This window comes from Amycolatopsis sp. NBC_00345 (genome assembly GCF_036116635.1).
GTDB lineage: Bacteria > Actinomycetota > Actinomycetes > Mycobacteriales > Pseudonocardiaceae > Amycolatopsis.
Genome location: NZ_CP107995.1, coordinates 5098521 through 5114114, shown reverse-complemented (window position 1 = coordinate 5114114; position 15594 = coordinate 5098521). Strand labels below are relative to the sequence as shown.

Below are 15594 nucleotides of genomic sequence, written 5' to 3'. Positions count from 1 at the left end.
CGCGCGGGACCGAGGGGATTACCGCAGCTCACTGCCCTTCGTCTCGGGCATCCGCAGGATCACGAAGAACGCGATGAGGGCGGCGACCGCGACGTACCAGAAGAACGCCACCGACGCGCCGGCCGCGGAGAGCGCGCTCAGCACGAGCGGCGCGGTGCCGCCGAAGATGGCGACGGTGAGGTTGTACCAGGCGCCGATGCCCAGCCCGCGCAGTTCGGTGGGGAAGAGCTCGCTCATGATCGCCGGCGCCAGCGACGTCATCGCCGTGTAGAGCGCGAGCCCGACGCAGAACATCACGAGCACCCCGCCGAGCCCCGGCCGCACGAGGTAGGACAGCGGGACGATCACCAGCGCCGTCACCCCGGCCCAGACCAGCAGCTGCGGCCTGCGTCCGGCGCGGTCGGCGAGCGCGCCCATCGGGTACTGCAGCGCGACGAACAGCGCCGTGGCGATGGACAGCGCGAGGAACGCGTCGACGTCGCTGACTCCGCGGGTCTTCACCGCGAAAGACGTGAGCGCGCTGAAAAACGTGTAGTAGCAAAGCGTCGAGAGCATCGTGAAGCCGACGAGCTGCCCGACGGCCTTCGGGTGGTGGGTCAAGGTGGTCCGCAACGGCCGTTCGACGCGCTTCGCCGCGCCCTTGTTCTTCTCGAACAGCTCGGTCTCGGCGAGACTGCGGCGCAGCCACAGGCCGATCACCCCGAGCACCCCGCCGAGCAGGAACGGGATCCGCCAGCCGTACGAGGTCAGCTGCGCCTTGTCCATCGTGCGCGCCAGCACGAAACCGAGCACGGTCGCGACCAGCACGGCCGAGCCGGTGGAGATGTAGAAGAACGACGAGTAACGCCCGCGGCGCTTCGGCGGCGCGATCTCCCCGAGGTACGCCGACGCGTTCGACACCTCGCCGCCGAGCGAAAGCCCTTGTGCCACCCGGGCGAGCAGCAGCAGGCTCGGCGCGAGCCAGCCGACCTGCTCGAACGTCGGCAGCACGCCGATCGCCACCGAGCCGCCCGCCATCAGCACGATGGTGAGGATCATCGCGGGCTTGCGGCCGTGCACGTCGGCGAACCGGCCCAGCAGCACCCCGCCGAGCGGCCGGAAGAAGAACGCCAGCGCGTACGTGCCGAAGGTGTTGATCAGGGCGAGGGTTTCGTTGCCCGACGGGAAGAACGCGCCCGCGAAGTAGATGCTGAACGTCGCGTAGACAGTCCAGTCGAACCACTCGAGGGCGTTGCCCGCGCTGGCGGCGAAGAGCTTGCGCACCGGAAGCCGGTGCCGCGCCTGCACATCCGTCGTCGGTCCGGCCATGGCGACCTCCACCTCCACGAGAGTGGAACGGCACTTTGCCAGAAACATTCCGGAATCGGTAGATCCGGACGGGACTTTCCGGCCGCGGGTGCCGCGGGCGCGCGACTGTCCGGCCTGGTCCCGGCGCCGTGGCCCACGATGTGGACCGCTCGCCGGGTTCCGCCGGCCCCAGCGCCTCAGGCGGTGCTGGCCAACGCGAACGGCAGCACTCCCTTCGCCCCGGCCTGGCGCAGCAGGCGGGTGGCCAGGGTCATGGTCCACCCGGTGTCGATGACGTCGTCGACGAGCAGGATCGGGCCCGTGGTCGCGGCCACGCGGGCGGCGACGTCGCCGGGCAGGCTGAGGCGGCGCCAGAGATCCGCGAGCCGCTGGGCGCTGTTCGCCTGCCGGGGCGGCGGGCCGGCCGATTCCAGCGAGCCCAGGAATTCCAGCCGCCCGATCTCCGACAGCTTCGTGGCCAGGCTGTGCGTCAGCTGCGGCCGCGTCACCGACGGCACCTCGATCACCGCCACCGGGCGCTCCGCCCACTGCCATCCCGCGAGCACCTTCACGCACGCCTGGAACACGTTCTCGGGCACCTCGACGTCGGCCGCCCCCGAGCCCAGCAGCTCACGCAGCCGGGAGCCCCAGCCGACGTCGGTCAGCCGGCCCAGCACCTGGCCCGGCTCGGCCTGGTCGCCCGCCGCGATGCGGCCCGACAGCGGCACGTCGAGGCCGCTCATCCCGCTCGGCCACTGCTTGCGCGGAGCCACCGCGACGCCCGGCCGGTCCAGCCGTTCGCGCGTCGCGCCCGCGACCTCCTCCGACACCGCCGTGTCCCAGTGCTGTCCCGTGCAGTTGTCGCACCGGCCGCACGGCGCGGCGTCCGGGTCGTCGAGCTGGTGGCGCAGGTACTCCATCCGGCAGCCCGCGGTCGCGATGTAGCCGAGCATCGCGTCCTGCTCGGCGGTACGCGCGGAACTCACTCGCGCGTACCGCTCACGGTCGTACTCCCACGGCTGCCCGGTGCTCTCCCAGCCGCCGCGCACGCGCCGCACGGCGCCGTCGACGTCCAGCACCTTCAGCACCATTTCGAGCCGCGAGCGGGACAGCTCGACCGTCGGCTCCAGCGCGGCTGTCGAAAGTGGACGGTCGGCGTACGCCAGCGACTCCAGGACCTGCGACACGCGCAGCTCGTCCGGGAACGCGAGCGACCCGAAGTACGCCCAGATCGCCCGGTCCTCGCGTCCGGGCAGCAGCACGACCTCCGCCCGCTCGACCCCGCGCCCGGCCCGACCGACCTGCTGGTAGTAGGCGATCGGCGACGACGGCGCGCCCAGATGCACCACGAATCCCAGGTCCGGCTTGTCGAACCCCATACCCAGCGCCGAGGTCGCGACGAGCGCCTTGACGCGGTTTCCCAGCAGGTCGTCCTCCGCCGCCTGCCGGTCGGCCGGGTCGGTCTTGCCGGTGTACGCCGCGACCGGGTAGCCGCGCTCGCCCAGCAGCGCCGCCACGTCGTGGGCCGCCGCGACGGTGAGCGTGTAGATGATCCCGGACCCGGGCAGCTCCGCCAGGTGCTCGGCGAGCCACGCCAGGCGCGCCTGGTCGGTGGGCAGCTCCGCCACCGCCAGCCGCAGGCTCTCCCGGTCGAGCGGGCCGCGCAGCACCAGCGTGTCGCCGCCGTTGCCGATGCCCAGCTGGTCGGCGACGTCGGTGGCGACCCGGTCGTTCGCTGTCGCGGTGGTGGCCAGGACCGGCACGCCGTCGGGCAGGTCGCCCAGCAGCGTGCGCAGCCGCCGGTAGTCCGGCCGGAAGTCGTGGCCCCAGTCGGAGATGCAGTGCGCCTCGTCGACCACCAGCAGGCCGGCGCTCGCGGTGAGCTTGGGCAGCACGGTGTCGCGGAAGTCCGGGTTGTTCAGCCGCTCGGGGCTGACCAGCAGCACGTCGATCTCGCCCGCGACGACGGCGGCCTGCACCTGGTCCCACTCCTGCGCGTTCGCGGAGTTGATCGTCGCCGCCTGGATCCCGGCCCGCGCGGCGGCCGAGATCTGGTTGCGCATCAGCGCGAGCAGCGGCGACACGATCACGGTCGGGCCCGCGCCCTCCTCCCGCAGCAGGGCCGTGGCCAGGAAGTACACGGCCGACTTGCCCCAGCCGGTGCGCTGCACGACGAGCGCGCGCCGGTGGTGCGCGACCAGTGCCTCGATCGCCGTCCACTGGTCCTCGCGCAGGGTCGCGTTGTCGCCGGCGAGCGCACGGAGCAGGGTCTCGGCGCGTTCGCGCAGGGCTTCGGTGGTGTCCACGCCCCCCGGTCTACCCCATCACCCCGACAGACCGGGAACCGACGGTGTCGTGAACGGACCGTTCACACCCGGGAACTCACCGTATTGTGACTTCAATCACCATCAAGACCCGCGTAAGGCCGCCCGGGTTCGTGACTCTCCCGGGCGACCGGTCCCTCTCGGGGGAGGCGACGGGTTGCCCGGCGATGGACCCCCTTGACCGCCGGGTGCGGTGCGCGGCCGGCTTTCTCCGGGGAGCGGGGAGGCCGGGCCGTGCATCGCGTTACGGACATCGCAGCCGAGCGGCAGGCCCCCGCGCGCCCGCGCGTATAGGCTCACGCGCTATGTCACCACGCCGCATCGGGGTCATGGGCGGCACGTTCGACCCTGTGCACCACGGCCACCTCGTCGCGGCCAGTGAGGTCCAGTCGCGCTTCGCGCTGGACGAGGTCATCTTCGTGCCGACCGGTCAGCCCTGGCAGAAGACCGCGCGCCGCATCACCCGCGCCGAGGACCGGTACCTGATGACGGTGATCGCCACCGCGTCCAACCCGGTGTTCTCCGTCAGCCGCGTCGACATCGACCGCAGCGGCCGGACCTACACCGTGGACACGCTCCGGGACCTGCACGAGGAGTACCCGGACGACCAGCTCTTCTTCATCACCGGCGCCGACGCGCTGGAGCAGATCCTGACCTGGCACAAGGCCGACGAGCTGTTCGACTTCGCGCACTTCATCGGCGTCACACGGCCCGGCTACCGGCTCAACTCCCGCCATCTGCCCAGCGGGAAGGTCAGCCTCGTCGAGGTGACGGCCATGGCGATCTCGTCCACCGCGTGCCGCGAACGGGTGGAGAACGGCGAGCCCGTCTGGTACCTCGTGCCCGACGGCGTGGTGCGTTACATCGCCAAGAAGGACCTCTACCGCAAGGACCAGGGTGAGTGACCTGAGGGGCACGGGTACCCTCGTCGGGCGAACCCCGAACCCTGAAGGAGCACCGTGGCAGCGACGTCCCAGGCACGAGAGCTGGCCGTGGCGGCCGCACGCGCGGCGGCCGACAAGAAGGCCAGCGACGTCGTCGTGCTGGACGTGTCCGACCAGCTCGTGATCACCGACGCCTTCGTGATCGCGTCCGCGGCCAACGAACGCCAGGTCGGCGCGATCGTCGACAACGTCGAGGAGCAGCTGCGGATCGGCGGGCACAAGCCGGTCCGCCGTGAAGGCGCCCGCGAGGGCCGCTGGGTCCTGCTCGACTACGTCGACGTGGTCGTGCACGTCCAGCACCAGGAAGAGCGCTCGTTCTACGGCCTGGAGCGGCTGTGGAAGGACTGCCCGCGCATCGAGGTCGAGGGGCTCGACCAGCCCCCGGCCGACGAGGCCGACGACGACGCGGACGGCCTGGACGCGTGAGCCCGCGACGGCTGCTCCTCTGGCGCCACGGCGAGACCGACTACAACGCCGCCGGCCGCATGCAGGGGCACCTGGACTCCGCGCTGACCCCGGTCGGCTGGAACCAGGCGCGGTTCGCCGTCCCCGCGCTCGCGCGGTTCTCCCCGGACCTGGTGATCGCGTCGGACCTCCGCCGCGCCACCGACACCGCCACCGTGCTGACCGAGGCCGTCGGCGTCCCGCTGCGCATCGACAAGCGCCTGCGCGAGACGCACCTGGGCGAGTGGCAGGGCATGACCGGCGCCGAGGTCGACGCCGCCTACCCCGGTGAGCGCGACCGCTGGCGCACCGACGCTTCCTGGGCGCCGCCCGGCGGGGAGTCGCGAGTGGACGTCGCCGGGCGCGCGGGCGAGGTCGTCAACGACCTGCTGCAGCCCAACTCCGACGTCGGCGACGCCGTGCTGCTCGCCTCGCACGGCGGGCTGATCGTCGCGCTCACGGCGAAGCTGCTCGGCCTGCCGGTCGAGATCTGGCCGTCGCTGGGCGGGATCATGAACTGCCATTGGGTGGAGCTCGGCCGCCGCGACGGGAAGTGGCGGCTGCACGCGTACAACGCGGGCATCACCGGCTGATCGATGGCGCCACACCTGCTCGTCTTCGGCGACTCGCTGAGCTTCCACGGTCCCGAGGGGCCTTGTCCCGCGGACGAACCGCGCCTGTGGCCGAACGTCGCCGCCGCCGATCTGGGCGGGCGCGCGGACCTCGTCGCGGGCATCGGCTGGACCGCCCGCGACGTGTGGTGGTCGCTGACCGGAGACCCGCGCGTGTGGGCCGACCTGCACCACGTCGACGCCGTCGTGCTCGCGATCGGGAGCATGGACACCCTGCCGTCGCCGCTGCCGACCTACCTGCGCACGGGGCTGCGCTACCTGCGGCCGGACGGCGTGCGCCGGGTCGTCCGAGGCGCCTATCTCGCCGCGCAGCCGAAACTTTCGGTCGCGCTGCGCGGTCGTCCGGCGGTCCTGCCCGCGAAGCTGACGGTGGACTATCTCGACCAGGCTGTGGCCGCGTTGCGTGCGCTGCGGCCGGAGCTGCCGGTCTTCGGGATGCTGCCGTCAGTACACCGCGCTGCCGCGTACGGCGGCGTACACACCGCGCGCCCGGGCGCGGCCGCGGCGATGGCTTCATGGGCCGCGCGCGCCGACGTCCCACTGCTCGATCTGGCCGGTGTCGTCGGCGAGCACGTGTTGAGCGGCGCGGGAAACCCGGACGGCATGCACTGGGGCTGGGCCGGTCACGCGGCGGTCGGCGCAGCGATGGCGAAGCTGATGGCACCGGCGCTGAGCGACGTAGGCTGACGGCGTGTCGGTCGCCGTGGTCACGGACTCCACCGCCCACCTGCCCGAGGGCTTCGCCGAGCGGCACGCGGTGCGGGTGGTGCCCCTGCACGTCCTCGTCGACGGCGTGGTTTCCCTCGATGGCAAGGAAATGAGCTCCGCGGCGCTCGCGGAGGCGCTGGGGGAGCGCAAGATCGTCACCACGTCGAGGCCGACGCCCGCCGAGTTCGTCACCGAGTTCCGGGCGGCGCTGGCCGCGGGCGCCGGCTCCGTGGTGTCCGTGCACCTCTCGCGTGAGCTGTCGGGCACGTGGGAGGCTGCGGTGCTGGCGGCGCAGGAGGTCGGCCAGGACCGCGTGCGCGTGGTCGACTCGCGGACCACGGCGATGGGCCTGGGCTTCGCCGCCCTGCACGCCGCTGTCGTGGCCGCCGGCGGTGGCTCCCCGGCCGAGGTCGAAGCGGCGGCGGTCGAGGCGGCCCAGCGCTCGTCGACGTTGTTCGTCGTCGAAACCCTCGAACACCTGCGCCGCGGCGGCCGGATCGGGCCGGCGGCGGCGCTGCTGGGCACTGCGCTGGCGGTGAAACCGGTGCTGCACATGGCCGGCGGCCGCATCCTGCCGCTGGAGAAGGTGCGCACGATGAACCGGGCGATGGGCCGCCTGGTGGAGCTGGCCGTCCAGGCCGCGGGCGACGGGCCGGTCGAACTGGCCGTGCACCACCTCGCTTCGCCGGAACGCGCCGTCGAGCTGGCGAACCGCCTGGAGGAGAAGATCCCGGGCTGCTCGGGCGGCTGCGTCGTCTCGGAGCTCGGCGCGGTGATCGGCGCGCACACCGGGCCGGGAGTGCTCGGCGTGGTGGTGCAGCGGGCGCCTTAGCCGCGCTTGCTTTTGGGACGGTTCTCAGTCGGTGTGCGGGAACGAGTGGTGCTCGTGCGTCACCAGCCAGCGGCCCTCTTCCTTGCGCAGCCCGAGCGTCAGCCGCAGCCGGTCGCCGGGCGGGTCCTGCGGGGTGCCGCAGCGCAGGAGCGCCCAGGCGAACGCCACATCGTTGCCCGCCGTGACCTCGAGCTCCAGGATTTCGAACGACGCTCCCCGCTGCCACTCGAAGAACGGCGGCCAGGTCGCGGAGTAGGCGTCGATCCCGCGAACGCCTTCCTGCGGCGGCGGGACGTCGAACATCACGAGGTCGCCGGCGTGGTCCCGGAGGACGCCGGGGAGGTCGCCCGCGTGGACGGCTTCGGCCCAGCTCTCGACGAGAGTGCGGATCCGCTGTTCGTCGGTGGTCATGACGTGGTCCTTCCGCCGGCCCGGCACCGGCCGGAATCCGCGTCGGTGCGGAAACCCGTCGCGGGCGGACGGGTCCTGACCGGCCAGTCTCCCACCCCACACCGACGAAAACGGCGGCCGGACGCCCACCCCGGGGCCAGTTGTCCCCAAGAGACCGGTTGTCCACAGACCCGCCGACCCGACCTCGCGCACCCACCACCCCCGCCCTAGCGTCGATCGTGTGTTCGAGCAGACCGCCCGGGACCCGGGCTCCCCCGTCAACGCCAGGCTCGCCTGGCTGGCCGACCAGCTGGCCGCGGGCCCGACGACGGTCGGGCCCGGTGGCCGGCTCGTGCGACGCTGGCTGCCGGCCGGGACCTCCCTCCCCGGCCGGCCCGGCTCGCGGGTCCTGCCCGGCCCGCCCGGCCCGCTCGGCCGCCGCTGGGTCCTCGTCGCGGCGGTGTTCGCCGCCGTCGTGACGGTGATACTGGCCGGGGTCGCGATCTTCGGGGGCAGGGCGCCGGCGGCGGAGGCACCGCCGCCGCTGCCGAGCGCCCGCGCGCAGGTTTCGGCCGCGGCGCCCAGCTCCGGGAAGCTCGTGATCAGCGTGGTCGGCCAGGTGCGCACGCCCGGGCTCATCACGGTCCCGTCCGGCTCGCGGGTCGACGACGCCCTGCGCGCGGCGGGCGGCGCGGCTCCGGGCACCGACCTGACCGGCCTCAACCTGGCCCGCAAGCTCACTGACGGCGAGCAACTGGCGGTCGGCGTGACGGTGACCGGCCAGTCGGCCCCGGCCGGGGCCGGCGCGCCACCCGGGAAGGTCGACCTCAACTCGGCCACCCCCGAGCAGCTCGACACCCTGCCCGGCGTCGGCGAAGTCACGGCCCAGCGCATCATCGACTGGCGCACCCAGCACGGTGGCTTCACCAGCGTCGAGCAGCTCCGCGACGTCGACGGCATCGGCTCCAGCAAGTTCGACAAGCTGCGCGAGCAGGTGAGCGTCGGATGACCGAGACCGACGTCGTCCCGGCGTGGCGCAGCCAGGACTTCCGCCTGGTCCCGGCCGCGGTGGCCGCCTGGGGCGGAACGCTCGCCGGGCTGCGGCTGGGCTGGTGGGCCGCGCTCGTGGCCGGCTCGGTGGCGGTGGTCCTGTCGGTGGTGCTGCTGGTGCGTGGCCGGGCACGCTGGCTGGGGGCTGCGGGTGCGCTCTTGCTGCTCGGGCTGGTCGTGGCCGGCCCTGGTGCGCTGCGGATCCGGGCCGTCGAGCAGGACGCCTTGGGGACGGCGGCGCAGCAGGGGCGGGCCGCCGTCCTGCGCGTGGAGGTCACCGAGCGGCCGCGGCCGATCCACAGCGCGGGATACGCCGACCAGCAGGCAGGAACGCGGTCCGTGGTCGTCGAAACCGGGGTGCGATCGGCCACAGTGGACGGTCAGCCGGCCGCGTCCACCGGGCAGGTGCAACTGCTCGCCCCCGCCGCCGGGTGGGCGGAGTTGTTGCCCGGCCAGGAAGTGACGGCGTCCGGCCGGCTGGCCCCGGCGCGCGGCGGCGACCTGACGGTGGCGGTGCTGTTCGTGCGCGACGCTCCGGCCGGCATCGGCGAAGCGCCGTGGTGGCAACGCGCGGCCGCGGCGCTGCGGTCCGGGCTGCACCGGCTGTGCACGGTGCTCCCGGACGAGCCCGCCGGCCTGCTGCCAGGCCTGGTGCTGGGCGACACGACCGCGCTGCCGCAACAGGTCGAGCGCGAGTTCAAGGAGTCCGGGCTCACCCACTTGATGGCGGTGAGCGGCGGAAACGTCGCCGTGGTCTGCGGCGCGGTCCTCTTGCTGTTCCGCCTGCTGCGTGCCGGCCCGCGGCTGTCGGCGGTCGCGGCGGGCTCGTGCCTGCTCGGTTTCCTCGTGCTCGTCGGCCCGGCGCCGAGTGTGCTGCGGGCCGGGCTGATGGGCGGGGTCGGGCTGCTCGCGCTGGCACTCGGACGGCGAGGGTCCGCCCTGCCCGCGCTCGCCTTCGCGGTGTGCCTGCTCGTGGCGTGGGACCCGGCGATGGCGACGGACTTCGGGTTCGCGCTTTCGGCGCTGGCCACGGCCGGGCTGGTTCTGCTCGCGCCACGCTGGGCGGATTCCTTGGTACGCCGGGGAATTCCGCCCGGGTACGCGGAGGGGCTCGCGGTGCCGCTCGCGGCGTTTGTCGTCACGGCGCCCGTGATCGCGGGCATGGCGGGCACGGTGAGCCTGGTCTCGGTGATCACGAACGTGCTGGCCGCGCCGGTCGTGGCGCCGGTGACGGTGCTCGGCGTGCTGGCCACCGTCGTCGGCCCGTGGTGGCCCGGCGCCGGGCGCCTGCTGGTCCACCTGGCCGATCCCGAGGCGCGCTGGCTGATCACCGTGGCCCGGCACGGCGCCCGCGCGCCGGGGGCCGTGCTCGCCTGGCCCGGTGGCTGGTGGGGCGGGCTCTGCGCGGCCGCGCTGCTGGCCGTCGTGGTCTTCGCGCTGCGGTTCCGGCGGGTGCGGCTGCTGGTCGCCGTCGCGCTGGTCGCGGTGCTGCTGACCGTCGTGCCGGCCCGGGTGCTCGCGCCGGGCTGGCCGCCGCCGGGCTGGGCGATGGTGGAGTGCGACGTCGGGCAGGGCGACGCCTTGGTGCTGGCCACCGCCGAGCCCGGGCGGGCGGTGGTCGTCGACACCGGGCCCGAGCCGGGGCCGGTCGACGAATGCCTGCGGCGGCTCGGGGTCGACCGGGTGCCGCTGGTGGTGCTGTCGCACCTGCACGCCGACCACACCGGCGGGCTGGCGTCGGTGTTCGAGGGCCGGGCCGTCGGGGCGATCGCGATCGGGCCCGGCCGCGCTCCGGGCTGGGCGTGGCAGCAGGTCTCACGCGAGGCCGCGCGCCGGGGCGTGCCGTTGCTGGAACTGAGCCAGGGGCAGCGGCTGTCCTGGCCGGGGCTCGCGCTCGACGTGCTCGGCCCGCGCTACGTCACGGCGCGCTCGCCCGCGGAGCAGGACGGCACGATGATCAACAACAGCTCGGTCGTGCTGCGGGCGGAGACACCCGCGGGCCGGGTGCTGCTGCCGGGAGACGTGGAACTGGCCGCGCAGGCCGACTTGCTGGCGGAAGGCGCGGACCTGCGGGCCGACGTGCTGAAGGTGCCGCACCACGGCTCGAGGTTCTCGGTGCCGGGCTTCCTTTCGGCGGCAGCGCCGCGGGCGGCGCTGGTGAGTGTGGGCGCGGGCAACAGCTACGGCCACCCGAGCCAGTCCACTATGGACGTGCTGAAGACCTTGGGCGCGCTGGTGACCCGGACCGACGTGGACGGTGACACCGCGGTGCTGCCCGGTGCGGGCGGGCCGGCGATCGCCCGCCGTGGCGAGGCCCGTGGGCCACCCCGCTAGGTCGTGCGCCTGTAGTGAAGGACTCCTTGCCTACTCTCAAGGTAGGCAAGGAGTCCTTCACCGCCGTGGGGAAGGGCTCAGAAGCCGAGTGCCTTGCTGACCGCTGCGGCGGACGGCGGCACGGTCGCCTTCGGGCCGATGCGGCCCTCGACGGCGTCCAGCGTCTTGAGGCCGTCGCCGGTGATGAGCAGCACGGTCTCGGCGTCGGGGTCGAGCTTGCCGGTCTCCACCAGCTTCTTCGCGGTGGCGACGGTGACGCCGCCCGCGGTCTCGGTGAAGATGCCCTCGGTGCGCGCGAGCAGCCGGATGCCCTCCACGACCTCCTCGTCGCTGACGTCCTCGATCGCGCCGCCGGTGCGGTTGACCACGTCGAGCACGTACGGGCCGTCGGCCGGGTTGCCGATCGCGAGCGAGCGGGCGATGGTGTCCGGCTTCACCGGCTGGACCACGTCGTGGCCGGCGCGGAACGCCGCCGAGACGGGGGAGCAGCCGGTGGCCTGGGCCCCGAACACCTTGTACGGGCTGGCTTCCACCAGGCCGAGCTGGCCGAGCTCGCGGAATCCCTTGTCCACCTTGGTCAGCTGCGAACCGGAGGCGATCGGGACCACGATCTGCTCGGGGATGCGCCAGCCGAGCTGCTCGGCGACCTCGAAGGCGAGCGTCTTCGAGCCCTCGGAGTAGTAGGGGCGGACGTTGACGTTCACGAACGCCCACGAAGCGTGCTCGGCGGCCAGCTCGGTGGCGAGGCGGTTGACGTCGTCGTAGTTGCCGTCCACCGCGATCAGCGCGCCGTCGTACACCGCGGTGGTGAGGATCTTGGCCCGCTCCAACGTCTTCGGGACCAGCACCACCGACTGCCAGCCGGCGCGCGCGGCCGCGGCGGCGACCGCGTTGGCCAGGTTGCCGGTGGACGGACAGGCCAGCACCTCGAAGCCGAACTCGCGGGCGGCCGCCAGCGCGACGGCGACCACGCGGTCCTTGAACGAGTGTGTCGGGTTGCCGGTATCGTCCTTGACCCACAGGCTCTTGAGGCCCAGCGCCTTCGCGAGCCGGTCGGCGCGCACGAGGCGGGTGCCGCCGGGCTCGGTGTTGGGGATCTCCTCGACGTTCGAGGGCACGGGCAGGAGCTTCTTGTAGCGCCAGATGTTGTTCGGCCCGGCTTCGATGTCCTCGCGGCGCACGCGGCCGAAGTCGTAGGCGACCTCGAGCGGCGAGAAGTCCTCGGCGGACACGAACTCCGGGGCGAGCGGCTGCCGGTGGCCCTCTTCCTTCGACACCAGCTCGACGGCGGGACCCAGGTCCACGGTCTTGCTGGCGGAGGTCGTTCCGAGGGTAACGGTCATCACGAGGTTCCTTCCTCATCTTCCCCGCCGAAGCGGGCCGGAATTGGCACCGTGGTCGTCAGCTATCCCGCGATCGCGGGATGACAGGCTGTACGCCGGTTGCCGGGGCTTCGTCGGGCCGTTCCCTCTGCCCCTCTGGATGAGCGGTATTCGATTGTCGGCGCGCCGTCGCGGGCGCTGCCTCGGCTACACCGTACGACATGGTGATCGCCTCGTGCCACGGTGCCCGCCCACATCACCGGGGCGGGCCTGCCGCCGGACGGGTGAGAGGATGGCCGGGTGACCACCGCCCCCGCGCCGCTCCAGCTCGTCATCGGCGAGGAAGAACTGCTCATCGAACGGGCCGTCCGGGCCGCGCTGGACGCCGCGAGGGCGGCCGACCCGACGGCCGATCTGACGCGCAACCGGGTGTCCGAACTCACACCGCCGGTGCTGGCCGAGCTGGTGAGTCCTTCGCTGTTCAGCGAAGGTCGGGTGATCGTCCTGGACTCGGCGCAGGACATTTCGCAGGACCTGGCCGACGCCGTGCTGGCGTACATCGCTTCGCCGGCGGACGGCATCGTGCTGGTCGTCGTGCACAGCGGCGGGGGCCGGAGCAAGGCGGCGAAGGCGCTGCCCGCGGCGTTGAAAAAGGCGGGCGCGGAGATCATCGAGTGCCCGAAGCTGACGAAGCCCGCCGAGCGCGAGTCGTTCGTGCGCAACGAAGTGCGCCGCTCCGGCGGGAAGATCGACGCCGCGGGCGTGATGGCTCTGCTCGACACCGTCGGCTCGGACCTGCGCGAGCTGTCCTCCGCGGCGACGCAGCTGGTCGCCGACGCCGGGGGCGTGGTGGACGAGCAGGCGGTCCGCCGCTATCACACCGGCCGCGCCGACGTGACCGGCTTCGCAGTGGCGGAGAAGGCCGTGTCGGGCGACCGCGGGGCGGCACTGGAGTCGTTGCGCTGGGCGATGCAGCTGGGTGTCCCGCACGTCCTGGTCGCCGACGCGCTGGCGGACGCGGTCCGCACCGTCGCGCGCGTCTCGGCGGCGGGCCGTGGCAACCCGAACCAGATGGCGGGCGAGCTGGGCATGCCGCCGTGGAAGATCCGCAAGGCGCAGGGCCAGTCCCGCGGCTGGGGCCAGGACGGCCTCGCCACCGCGATGCGCGTGGTGGCCCGCCTGAACGCCGAGGTCAAGGGCGCCGCCGCCGACGCGGATTACGCGCTGGAACGCGCGGTCACCGAGGTCGTCGCCGCCAAGGGCGAACGCTGACCCCGCCTACGGGCCCAGACTGACCCTGCTCGTTCCGAGGCGGCCCGGACGCCCGGGTTCCGACCCCAGGACGAAGTACCCCCGGACACGCGAAAGGGGCCCGGCGACCACTGGTCACCGGGCCCCTCCGAAGGAAGAACCGAAAATCAGAGCGAGTTCACGCGCTTCGCGATCGCGGACTTCTTGTTCGCGGCCTGGTTGGCGTGGATGACGCCCTTGGTGACGGCCTTGTCCAGCTTCTTGGCGGCGTCGCGCTGCGCCTCGACGGCCTTGGCCTTGTCGCCCGAGTCGGCGGCGTCGCGGAACTTGCGGATCGCGGTCTTCACCGAGGACCGGATCGCCAGGTTGCGCTGGCGGGCCTTCTCGTTGGTGGTGATGCGCTTGATCTGGGACTTGATGTTGGCCACGGGGGCGCTCCTTGTGTCTCTCGGTGAGTTCGCTGCCGCGTCGAAAGTCGAAAGTGGCCCCGTGCGCCCGCGAGGGGCGCGGCCGGGTTTCCTCCATGACGGAATGCCGCACGGCAACAGCGAGAAAGCCTAACAGCCCTGCTCCGGACCCCTGCGGGCGGCCCGCGGTGATCGGTTCGGTTACGGTGGAGGACGTTAGTGCCTAGGGTTCCGCCACCGGCCCGCGGCCCGCCCCGGCGGGTCCACCCCACAACGAGGGCCGGTGGGACCGGTCCGAGCGGCACCATCGGCGGGTCCGGAAGTCCTGCCGTTCATCTGACGGGACAAAAGCCTGGAGGACCCGGTCTTCCGCGCGTGCGGAAGACCCCTAAGGGGTCCGGTGAACACCACAGCTCTGTCGCTCGTCCTCGTCGCCGCCTTCGTGCACGCGGCGTGGAACCTCGCCGCCAAGCGCGTCACCTTCGGCGGGCCGCGCTTCGTCTGGCTCTACTACACCGTTTCGGCCGTCGCGATGCTGCCGGCGGTGATCGTCGCGCTCGTCGTCGAGCCGGAACGTCCACAGTGGAGCTGGCTGGTCGCCGCCGCGGTGACGGCCGTGATGCACATCGCCTACGGCATCGTGCTGCAGCGCGGTTACACCGTCGGCGACCTGTCGATCGTCTACCCGCTCGCGCGCGGCACCGGTCCGTTGCTGTCCGTGCTCGCCGCCGTCCTCGTGCTGCACGAGCACCCCGGCGTGCTGGGCCTGATCGGGGCGTTCCTCGTGGTCGCCGGCGTGCTGGTGATCAGCATCGGCGGCGGCACGGCGGACCGGGCCGCGCGCCGCGCCGGCGTCTTCTACGGCGTGCTCACCGGCGCCGTCATCGCCGCGTACACGCTCTGGGACGCCCACTCCGTGACGACGCTGGCCGTCCCGCCGATCGTCTACTTCGGCGGCGGCGCGATCGGCCAGAGCCTGCTGCTGGCCCCGACGGCGTACCGCGGCCGCGCCGAGGTCGGGCGGCTGTGGCGGGAGCACCGCAAGGAGGTGCTGATCGTCGGGCTGTTGTCGCCGGCGGCGTACCTGCTGGTGCTGTACGCGCTGCGGATCGCGCCGGTCAGCCTGGTCGCCCCGGCGCGTGAGCTGTCGATCGTGGTGGGCGGCGTCGCCGCGTGGCTGGTGCTCGGCGAGCGCAACGCCGCGCGCCGGCTGGTCGGCTCGCTGGTGGTGCTGGCCGGCATCGCCGCGATTGCGGTGGCCTGAACCACTCGGGTAGGGAGTAACCATGGAAGTACTGAGCAGCCGGGTGCTGATCCACCCTCGTGACCTGGACGCCGCCACCGCGTTCTACCGCGACACGCTGGGGCTCGCGATCGACAAGGAGTTTCCCGGCGGCACCGTCTTCTTCGCCGGCGGCGGGTCGATCGAGGTGGTCGGGCGGGCCGAGGCCGGGCCGACGCCCGACATCGTGCTGTGGCTGCAGGTCCGCGACCTGCCGGCCACGCTGGCCGAGCTGGCGGGACGCGGCGTCACGCCGGTCCGCGGCGCGCAGCGGGAGCCGTGGGGCCTGGACGAGGCCTGGATCGCCGATCCCGACGGCACGCGCATCGTGCTGGTGGAGGTGCCGTCCGGCCATCCGCTCCGGACCGACCCGCGCTGATCCGCTGT

15 protein-coding genes and 1 riboswitch are annotated in these 15594 nt (G+C 73.0%); of the genes, 10 read left to right on the top strand and 5 right to left on the bottom strand.

The genetic code is table 11. The features are described from left to right. Positions 1-18: 18 nt before the first annotated feature. Together OG943_RS22740 and OG943_RS22735 are read right to left on the bottom strand one after the other, a co-directional pair. Positions 19-1308: an MFS transporter gene (locus OG943_RS22740; RefSeq protein ID WP_328611817.1), complete on the bottom strand. Its 1290-nt coding sequence runs from the start codon at positions 1306-1308 to the stop codon at positions 19-21. Positions 1309-1484: 176 nt separating this feature from the next. After that, on the bottom strand, positions 1485-3593 hold the full coding sequence (locus OG943_RS22735; RefSeq protein WP_328611816.1) for a RecQ family ATP-dependent DNA helicase: 2109 nt from the start codon (positions 3591-3593) through the stop codon (positions 1485-1487). A gap of 347 nt (positions 3594-3940) precedes the next feature. Between OG943_RS22735 and nadD the strand changes: the two genes are divergently transcribed. From nadD to OG943_RS22710, 5 genes are read left to right on the top strand one after another with little or no spacing between them, the layout of a single operon-like run. Beyond that, positions 3941-4516, top strand: a complete 576-nt coding sequence (gene nadD, locus OG943_RS22730) for a nicotinate-nucleotide adenylyltransferase (protein WP_442874804.1) — start codon at positions 3941-3943, stop codon at positions 4514-4516. Between the two features lie 54 nt (positions 4517-4570). Further along, complete coding sequence (gene rsfS, locus OG943_RS22725) at positions 4571-4981, top strand: ribosome silencing factor (RefSeq protein ID WP_328611814.1); 411 nt, start codon at positions 4571-4573, stop codon at positions 4979-4981. Beyond that, the gene (locus OG943_RS22720; RefSeq protein ID WP_328611813.1) at positions 4978-5592 is read left to right on the top strand and encodes a histidine phosphatase family protein; all 615 of its coding nucleotides are present in this window, start codon (positions 4978-4980) and stop codon (positions 5590-5592) included. Before rsfS ends, OG943_RS22720 begins: the two co-directional genes overlap by 4 nt. Positions 5593-5595: 3 nt before the next feature. Beyond that, entirely contained in the window at positions 5596-6318 is a 723-nt protein-coding gene (gene octT, locus OG943_RS22715) for a diglucosylglycerate octanoyltransferase (protein ID WP_328611812.1), read from the top strand. A gap of 4 nt (positions 6319-6322) precedes the next feature. Then, positions 6323-7171 (top strand): DegV family protein, encoded by an 849-nt coding sequence (locus tag OG943_RS22710; RefSeq protein ID WP_328611811.1) that lies wholly within the window; start codon positions 6323-6325, stop codon positions 7169-7171. Positions 7172-7195: 24 nt separating this feature from the next. On the opposite strand, the gene OG943_RS22705 is transcribed toward OG943_RS22710, so the two are convergent. Next, a complete protein-coding gene (locus OG943_RS22705; protein ID WP_328611810.1) occupies positions 7196-7582 on the bottom strand; it encodes a YybH family protein in 387 nt (128 codons plus the stop codon). A 220-nt stretch (positions 7583-7802) separates the two neighbouring features. Here OG943_RS22705 and OG943_RS22700 point away from each other — a divergent pair, with 220 nt between their 5' ends. Together OG943_RS22700 and OG943_RS22695 are read left to right on the top strand one after the other, a co-directional pair. Continuing rightward, positions 7803-8570: a ComEA family DNA-binding protein gene (locus OG943_RS22700; protein ID WP_328611809.1), complete on the top strand. Its 768-nt coding sequence runs from the start codon at positions 7803-7805 to the stop codon at positions 8568-8570. Next, positions 8567-10945: a ComEC/Rec2 family competence protein gene (locus OG943_RS22695; protein ID WP_328611808.1), complete on the top strand. Its 2379-nt coding sequence runs from the start codon at positions 8567-8569 to the stop codon at positions 10943-10945. The genes OG943_RS22700 and OG943_RS22695 overlap by 4 nt, the downstream gene beginning before the upstream one ends. A 77-nt stretch (positions 10946-11022) precedes the next feature. Here the strand turns inward: OG943_RS22695 and thrC are convergent, their stop codons facing one another. Continuing rightward, the gene (gene thrC, locus OG943_RS22690) at positions 11023-12288 is read right to left on the bottom strand and encodes a threonine synthase (protein WP_328611807.1); all 1266 of its coding nucleotides are present in this window, start codon (positions 12286-12288) and stop codon (positions 11023-11025) included. Between the two features lie 12 nt (positions 12289-12300). Next, a riboswitch (SAM riboswitch) is annotated at positions 12301-12434 on the bottom strand. 133 nt (positions 12435-12567) lie between these two features. Here thrC and holA point away from each other — a divergent pair. Next, positions 12568-13539 carry a DNA polymerase III subunit delta gene (holA, locus tag OG943_RS22685; protein WP_328611806.1) on the top strand — a complete coding sequence of 324 codons (972 nt, stop codon included), beginning with the start codon at positions 12568-12570 and terminating at the stop codon, positions 13537-13539. Positions 13540-13685: 146 nt separating this feature from the next. Here holA and rpsT read toward each other — a convergent pair whose 3' ends face one another. Then, on the bottom strand, positions 13686-13946 hold the full coding sequence (gene rpsT / locus OG943_RS22680; protein WP_091619377.1) for a 30S ribosomal protein S20: 261 nt from the start codon (positions 13944-13946) through the stop codon (positions 13686-13688). Positions 13947-14325: 379 nt separating this feature from the next. On the opposite strand from rpsT, the gene OG943_RS22675 reads away from it, so the two are divergent. Beyond that, positions 14326-15189, top strand: a complete 864-nt coding sequence (locus tag OG943_RS22675; protein WP_328611805.1) for a DMT family transporter — start codon at positions 14326-14328, stop codon at positions 15187-15189. Between the two features lie 22 nt (positions 15190-15211). Then, positions 15212-15586 (top strand): VOC family protein, encoded by a 375-nt coding sequence (locus OG943_RS22670; RefSeq protein WP_328611804.1) that lies wholly within the window; start codon positions 15212-15214, stop codon positions 15584-15586. Positions 15587-15594 lie beyond the last annotated feature (8 nt).